Source organism: Draconibacterium sp. (genome assembly GCF_041583095.1).
Lineage (GTDB): Bacteria > Bacteroidota > Bacteroidia > Bacteroidales > Prolixibacteraceae > Draconibacterium.
Map to the genome: position 1 here is coordinate 1 of NZ_JBFHGM010000253.1, position 7,419 is coordinate 7,419.

Here is a 7,419-nt window from a genome sequence, read left to right on the forward strand (position 1 = left end):
ATTTATGAAAACCCTGAATATAAATATGCTTTTTATCCGATACTTGATGAATTGGAGTGGTGGTCAATTCGCGTTGGTCGTAATTGGATTAATAACACAAAATATTTTTGAGAATTTAATACTTCCCTTTATTTGCAGGCGTTTTAGAAGAATTAGAAAGAGGCCAATTTATCGAATAAAATTTCTCAAAAGAAAAATACCAACTAGTATTAATACAGAAATATTATAAGTTTCGAATAAAACACTATGTTGCAAATTATGTTCTATTTGAACCTTTTGCGCCATGCTTTAGCTTGGCGATAGAAATCCGAAGAAAGATTCGGCTTTAGCCTTTAATCTTACTTTAGCGGCTAAAGCCCTTACTTTTTCATATATCAGTATCACCGCACTAAAGTACGGTGCAAAAAACTTTGAGATTTCTTTGTGGCTTCGTGCCTTTGTGGTTAAAAAATACCACTAAGACACGAAGTACACAAAGACTTTTAGAAATATTCTTTCCATTTCAAATTACTTCTAACTACATTTGAATTTCATCAAAATCTAACTCAGTGAAAGCAGTTTTTTACGAAGAATTTCAGGGAAAAGTAAAAGTTAGAGAAGTTCCCGATCCCGAGGTTTCACCAGATAGTGTGATCATAAAAGTTGGAGCCACCGGGCTTTGTCGCAGCGACTGGCACGGTTGGATGGGACACGATCCGGATATTGTTTTGCCACATGTTCCCGGTCACGAGTTGGCAGGAACCATTGCTGAAGTAGGAGCAGAAATCAAAAACTTTAAGGTTGGCGACCGTGTTACGGTTCCCTTTGTAACTGGCTGTGGTTGTTGCCCCGAATGCCAAACGGGTAATCAGCAAGTTTGCGACAACCAGTTTCAACCGGGCTTCACGGCATGGGGATCGTTTGCCGAGCTGGTAGAAATAAAATATGCTGCAATAAATTTGGTTCACCTGCCCGATGAAATTGATTTTGTTACTGCTGCCAGCCTGGGGTGCCGTTTTATCACCTCGTTTCGTGCGGTTATCGACCAGGGGAAAGTAACTACCGGACAATGGGTGGCTGTGCACGGTTGTGGTGGAGTTGGCTTATCGGCAATAAATATTGCATCGGGGGCAGGTGCCAATGTAATTGCTGTTGATATTGATGATACAAAATTGCAACTGGCTAAAAAGTTAGGCGCAAACATTCTGATCAATGCTAAAGAAACGCAGGGTGTTCCGGCCGAAATTATAAAAGTTACTGGTCGCGGTGCGCATCTTTCCATCGATGCGCTGGGCAGCCAGGAAACCTGTTTTAATTCCATCTCCTGTTTACGAAAACGGGGAAAACATGTGCAGGTTGGTTTAACCACCGCTGATCATAAACACCCAAAAGTACCCATGGATAAAGTAGTGGCTCACGAAATTGAAATTCTTGGAAGCCACGGTATGCAGGCATTTCGTTACAGCGCAGTATTCGAAATGATAAAAGCAGGCAAGGTACATCCTGAACTCATGTTGGGCAAAACTATTTCATTGGAAGAAGCACCTGAGGCTCTGGTGAATATGAACAAATTTGAAAATCTGGGAGTTACCGTTATCAATAATTTTAAATAATGGAACGCTGATGACACAGATAAATCTGATTTACGCTGATATCAGTGACTATCTGAAAAATCAGTGTGCTCAGCGTTCAAAATAACAAAATGGAAAACCTGAAAATTACCATCATCCAACCCGATATAATCTGGGAGAATCCAGACGCAAACCTGGAAAAATATTCCAAATGGCTTGAAAACATTGAAGAGACAGATGTAATTATTCTTCCGGAGATGTTTACAACCGGCTTTTCCATGCATCCGGAAAAGTTAAAGGAGCAAATGATTGGCCCATCTGTAAAATGGATGCAGCAAGTAGCTGCGGATAAAAATGCGGCTTTGGTTGGAAGTCTAATTATTGAAGATGATGGAAAGGTGTATAACCGTGCGCTTTGGGTATTTCCTGAAGGTAAAATTGAAACGTACGATAAACGCCATTTGTACAGCATGGGGCAGGAGCATTTACATTATACATCAGGAAAAGATAAATTGATTGTCGATTATAAAGGCTGGAAATTCTGTCCGCAAATTTGTTACGACCTCCGTTTCCCGGTTTTTGCAAGAAACATGGAAGATTACGATGTTGTATTTTATATGGCCAACTGGCCATCGCCACGGCATCATGTCTGGAAAAACCTGCTCATTTCAAGAGCTATTGAAAATCAGGCCTATTGTTTTGGTGTTAACCGTGTTGGAACGGATGGTACCGGTTTAAAATATCTTGGCGATTCGTCTTGTATTTCTCCAAAAGGATTTGCCGAGTTTATGGGAGAAAATGAAGCGGTAAAAACCTTTGAAATTTCCTATTCTCATCTTCACGAATTCAGGCATAAATTTCCCTTGCTTTCCGACAGGGATATCTTTAAAATTCTTTAAGACGGTTTTTTTATTTTGAAATTCCCAAACAGGCTATAACTAAAAATATAGTTTTATAACAATCAGTAATACAGCTTATTGGTAAACCATAGCCTTAAATAACTAAGGAATTAGTTTGTAAACTAAAATATTAGTTATATGTTTGTTAAAGTAACGGATAACTGAAAAATGGCCATGCAAAAGATGTTGTTTTTACTATTAATGAACGGTAAACTTTAGAGTAATAACAAAAATCTGATGATTATGGAATGTAAAAAAACACAGAAAGCAGATCTGGAAGGAAAACGAAACACCTTCTTTTTAGTTGGTTTAGTAGTTGCGCTGGGAACCATTTTACTGGCTTTTGAATGGACAACGTCCCCCAAAAAAGCAGATTCCCTGGGAATGATTCAATCGCTTGAAATCGAGGAAGAAATTATTCCGATTACACGCGAACCGGAGGTGAAACCACCGCCGCCACCGCCACCACCGAAAGCGATTGAGGTGCTCAATATTGTTGACGATGATATTGAAATAGAAGATGAACTTTTAATAGAGGACACTGAAGCTGATGACGAAACGATTATTGAGGTGCAGCCCATCGTTGAAAGTATGGATGAAGAAGAAGAGGCCGTTGATGAAATATTTGTAATTGTGGAAGAGTCTCCGGAATTTCCGGGCGGTACCAAAGCCTTGTACCAGTACATCAATTCACATGTACATTATCCGGTAATAGCACAGGAAAATGGAATACAGGGAAAAGTATATGTAAAATTTGTAGTAGATGAAAACGGAAAAGTAAACAATGCAGAAGTGCTGCGACCTGTAGATGCATCGCTGGATAAAGAAGCACTACGCGTAATAAACAGCCTGCCTCGTTTTAAACCCGGTAAACAACGCGGTAAACCTGTTAAAGTGTACTACAATGCGCAAATAACATTTAAGCTGCAGTAAGCAATTTAAAATTAACCACTAATAAAAAGAATTATGAGAAAATCTGTTTTAATTATCTTGGGTTTGATGCTGACAATGAGCGTATTTGCCCAGGAGAACAATAAGGGAAAAGGCGTATTTCAAGTTGTTGATGATATGCCCGTATATCCGGGAGGAGATATGGCTCTTCGAAACGACATTGCATCGTTGGTAAAATACCCGGTTGTTGCTAAAGAAAATGGTATACAAGGTAAAGTCTACGTTTCTTTTGTGGTAAACAAAGAGGGAAAAATTGAAGATGCAAAAATAGCACGCGGTGTTGATCCGTCGATTGATAAAGAGGCATTGCGGGTAATTAATGCGCTCGACAAAACCTGGAAACCAGGTAAAGAAGACGGAGAACCGGTTAAGGTAAGCTACACGTTGCCTATTAAATTTGCCCTTGGCGAAGATAAATCAGACGAGAAAAAAACATTCTACGGAGAAGGGGAAAACAAGGTATATTATATTGTAGACGAGATGCCTCAATTTCCGGGTGGCGACGTAGCGCTTAGAAAGTACATTGCCAATGCAGTCACTTATCCGGATGTGGCCAAAAAGAACGGTATTGCAGGAAAGGTATACATTTCTTTTGTTGTTGAAAAAGACGGCACGATAGGTAATGCCCGTGTAGCACGCGGAGTTGATCCATCGTTGGATAAAGAAGCATTGCGTGTGGTAAAAGCTTTGCCAAAATGGAAACCCGGAGTGGAGAAAGGAAAGCCTGTTCCTGTTGAGTATACTGTTCCAATTAATTTCGCCTTAAATTAATAGCACTATTTTTAAACTGTACCTAAAAGAATAGTTTTTTAACTAATTTTTTAGGTACAGTTTTTGTAGTTTAGCAAAAATCATAAATAAACGAACAAAATGAAGGAACTTACCAAAGCTGAAGAGCAGGTGATGCAGTTACTCTGGAAACTTGATAAAGCATTTGTAAAAGACATTATTGAAGAAATGCCTGTTCCTAAACCCGCATATAATACGGTTTCTACGATTATCCGCATTTTGGAAAAGAAAGGTTTTGTGGACCACAACGCCTACGGAAAAACACATGAATATTTTCCTTTGATTTCGCGAAAGGAATATACGCGTTCGTTTATGAAGAATTTTATGCGAAATTATTTTAGTGGCTCGTTCCAGGAAATGGTTTCGTTTTTTGCCAAGGAAGACAATATGAGTTTATCGGAACTGGATGAGCTTATGGAGGATGTGAAACGCGATATAGAAAACGAAAACCGGGACACCGATGAATAATTTAGTGAACTTTATTATCGAATCGGGAATAAGCCTGTCGCTGCTGTCGCTTATTTACGTGTTGTTTCTGCGGAAAGAAACATTCTTCCGTTTAAACCGGCTATTCCTGCTTTTTTCAATTTTATTTTCGGTAATTCTGCCGTTTCTGCATTTTCAGGTTTACGCACCGCAGTCAAACATGCTAGCCGAAGTTACGGTAACACCTTACCGGAATGTTTTAGAAGCGGTTACCATCTACGGGCAGGATCTTTCCGGGGCCATGGTACAATCGATCAGCTCAAGCAAAATTATCATACTTATTTATTTATTGGGATTAACTTTTTTCCTCGGAAGAATGATTTTTCGGATCATTCAGATTTTATTGATTATCTCAAAAAATGAGGTTCAACACGTTGATAATTATCGTTTTGTGATGGCTGACAAGGAATTTAGTCCCTTTTCGTTTTTAGGCTATATTTTCATCAATCCGAATAGGAGAAAGGAATCGGGTTACGAGAAAATGGTGACGCACGAAATGGAACACATCAAACAAGGACATACATTTGATGTACTGATTCTTGAAATTCTTACTGTTTTTCAGTGGTTTAACCCGTTTATGTGGCTATTAAAACGTGCCATTCGCGAAAATCACGAATACCTTGCCGACCATGCAGTGCTGAATTCAGGGATCAGTTCTGCTCAGTATAAACAATTGCTTTTAAGTCAGGCAGTTGGAATGCAGTTTGATATCGCAAATAATTTCAATTCGTCGCTGATAAAAAACGGATTCACATGATTTCAAAAATCCGGTCTTCGAGGCTGGCGAACCTGAAATATATTTTGGGATTTGTTTCGCTGCTGGCTTTGGTTGTAATTTTTGCTTGTGAACAAAAAGAAACACAGCAAGTGACAAAAGTTGAGGACAGTAACGATCGGAAAATTACTGTTCGTCTGGTCGACGACGGTATGAAACTAAAGGGCAGCCAGGAAGACCTGGAATTGTTACATGCCATGCTGAATGAAAAAAATAAATACGAATTTGATACCGATAGTACCGGCTCTGTTTTTTTAGTAAAAAGCAAAGAACAAGAGCCGCGCCAGCTTGAGGAAGATGACCAGGTATTTTTTATTGTTGAGAAAATGCCGGAGTTTCCGGGAGGCGATCTGGCGCTGCGAAAATTCATTGCCAACTCGATCAAATATCCGGAGATTTCTATAGAGAACGGAATTCAGGGCAAAGTTTATGTAAGTTTTGTGGTTACAGCCGAAGGCACAATTGCTAATGCTAAAATTGCCAGGGGAGTTGATCCGTCGATAGATAAAGAGGCACTGCGTGTTGTAAATACTTTACCAAAATGGAAACCCGGATATCAGCGTGGCGAGCCGGTTAATGTGAGTTATACCGTGCCAATTAATTTTGTTCTTCAATAACCTTTGATGAATTAATACACCTCTTCAACCGATAACACTATTGAATAAATAAATATTATGCGATTTAAAATTTTAACCCTATTGATTATTATGTTTTGTGCAGTTAGCAGTTCAATGGCACAGCGCAAAATTGATTTACTTTTAATTGAAAAGAGCTACGATAAAGCACTTCAGGAGATCGATAAAGAATTGGTTGCAAATCCGTCGGCCGAATTGTATTATAAAAAAGGTGTGGTGTATAAAAACCTGCAAAATTACCAACAAGCGTTAGAGGCTTTTATGCAAGGGCTTCAGTACGATGCCAGTAATATTGTAATGCTGGAAGAAACGGCAGAGTGTTTTTCCATTTTAGGCAACAACCGCGATGCCATAGCTTTTTACGATAAAGCGCTGCAGGTTGAACCAAATAACCTGGCTATGGCCGGAAAACTCGGACGCGTTCATATTAACCTTGAAGATTATAAAACTGCTTACAATGTTTTCTCCGGTATTTATGAAAAAGACTCGTCCAATGTTTACTGGAACAAACAGTTGGCTTATTGTTCGTACCGCGTTTTTCAGCGCGAACAGGCACGCGATCTTTACGAAAAAGTGCTTGATGCGAATCCCCGCGATCATGGAACTTACATTAATCTGATACACTGCTATAACTGGAAGAAAGAGGCCAACAAGATAATGGCTACTATCGATTCAGGCCTGTTACAGTTTCCGGCTGATAAAGAGTTACTGTTTGAAAAAGCGATGTTCTTTTATAAAACAAAACGTTATGGCCCTGCAATGTTGCAGTTTGAGAAATACATGGAACAGGAAAAACAACCGGCTTTTGAAACATTGATGAATTATGGCATTAGCGCGTACTTTGCCGGACACGAAGAAAAAGCGCTCGACATATTTGGTGACTTAAAACTGCTCAATCCGAACGATCCGCTGGTGATGTACTACCAAAGTTTATGTAACCGGAAATTAAATAATTTTGAGGATGCGATTGAACTAATGACTTTTGCCATTGAAGCAACGGTGCCTGATTATGTGTCGGAAATGTATCATCACCTGGGGCAAATGTACGGCCAGCAACGACAGTTTAAAGAATCGATAGAAGCATTAAAAAAAGCCTACGAGCTGAATCCGGGAAAAACCGAAGTTCTTTTTGAAATTGCAACTACCTACGAAGAATACAATTCCAATAAAACGCTGGCAATGAATTATTACCGGATCTATTTGACCGAATCGGGTGAAGCGGCTAAAAATGCGATTTACGCGCTTGACCGCATTGAAAAATTAAAAGAGGATCTTTTCTTTGAAGAATAACCGGGGGAGACACAGTTAAATCTCGCCGGTTTTTTCGTGAACCA

8 protein-coding genes are annotated in these 7,419 nt (G+C 39.4%); all 8 read left to right on the plus strand.

Annotated features, from left to right (window positions below; genetic code table 11):
- Positions 1 to 548: 548 nt before the first annotated feature.
- Entirely contained in the window at positions 549 to 1,592 is a 1,044-nt protein-coding gene (locus ABZB17_RS18120; protein WP_372652231.1) for a zinc-dependent alcohol dehydrogenase family protein, read from the plus strand.
- A gap of 89 nt (positions 1,593 to 1,681) precedes the next feature.
- Positions 1,682 to 2,449: an amidohydrolase gene (locus ABZB17_RS18125; protein ID WP_372652233.1), complete on the plus strand. Its 768-nt coding sequence runs from the start codon at positions 1,682 to 1,684 to the stop codon at positions 2,447 to 2,449.
- A gap of 243 nt (positions 2,450 to 2,692) precedes the next feature.
- The gene (locus tag ABZB17_RS18130; protein ID WP_372652235.1) at positions 2,693 to 3,382 is read left to right on the plus strand and encodes an energy transducer TonB; all 690 of its coding nucleotides are present in this window, start codon (positions 2,693 to 2,695) and stop codon (positions 3,380 to 3,382) included.
- 33 nt (positions 3,383 to 3,415) lie between these two features.
- A complete protein-coding gene (locus ABZB17_RS18135; RefSeq protein ID WP_372652237.1) occupies positions 3,416 to 4,171 on the plus strand; it encodes an energy transducer TonB in 756 nt (251 codons plus the stop codon).
- A gap of 99 nt (positions 4,172 to 4,270) precedes the next feature.
- Positions 4,271 to 4,657 (plus strand): BlaI/MecI/CopY family transcriptional regulator, encoded by a 387-nt coding sequence (locus ABZB17_RS18140; RefSeq protein ID WP_319502761.1) that lies wholly within the window; start codon positions 4,271 to 4,273, stop codon positions 4,655 to 4,657.
- Positions 4,650 to 5,432, plus strand: a complete 783-nt coding sequence (locus ABZB17_RS18145) for a M56 family metallopeptidase (RefSeq protein WP_372652239.1) — start codon at positions 4,650 to 4,652, stop codon at positions 5,430 to 5,432. The genes ABZB17_RS18140 and ABZB17_RS18145 overlap by 8 nt, the downstream gene beginning before the upstream one ends.
- Complete coding sequence (locus tag ABZB17_RS18150) at positions 5,429 to 6,067, plus strand: energy transducer TonB (protein ID WP_372652241.1); 639 nt, start codon at positions 5,429 to 5,431, stop codon at positions 6,065 to 6,067. The genes ABZB17_RS18145 and ABZB17_RS18150 overlap by 4 nt, the downstream gene beginning before the upstream one ends.
- 57 nt (positions 6,068 to 6,124) lie before the next feature.
- Positions 6,125 to 7,375 (plus strand): tetratricopeptide repeat protein, encoded by a 1,251-nt coding sequence (locus tag ABZB17_RS18155; RefSeq protein ID WP_372652242.1) that lies wholly within the window; start codon positions 6,125 to 6,127, stop codon positions 7,373 to 7,375.
- Positions 7,376 to 7,419 lie beyond the last annotated feature (44 nt).

Excerpts from the sequence above, each read along its gene's own strand:
- ABZB17_RS18125 (WP_372652233.1), top strand. The coding sequence starts at position 1,682 with ATGGAAAACCTGAAAATTACCATCATCCAACCCGATATAATCTGGGAG.
- ABZB17_RS18130 (WP_372652235.1), top strand. The coding sequence starts at position 2,693 with ATGGAATGTAAAAAAACACAGAAAGCAGATCTGGAAGGAAAACGAAAC.
- ABZB17_RS18135 (WP_372652237.1), top strand. The coding sequence starts at position 3,416 with ATGAGAAAATCTGTTTTAATTATCTTGGGTTTGATGCTGACAATGAGC.
- ABZB17_RS18140 (WP_319502761.1), top strand. The coding sequence starts at position 4,271 with ATGAAGGAACTTACCAAAGCTGAAGAGCAGGTGATGCAGTTACTCTGG.
- ABZB17_RS18145 (WP_372652239.1), top strand. The coding sequence starts at position 4,650 with ATGAATAATTTAGTGAACTTTATTATCGAATCGGGAATAAGCCTGTCG.
- ABZB17_RS18150 (WP_372652241.1), top strand. The coding sequence starts at position 5,429 with ATGATTTCAAAAATCCGGTCTTCGAGGCTGGCGAACCTGAAATATATT.
- ABZB17_RS18155 (WP_372652242.1), top strand. The coding sequence starts at position 6,125 with ATGCGATTTAAAATTTTAACCCTATTGATTATTATGTTTTGTGCAGTT.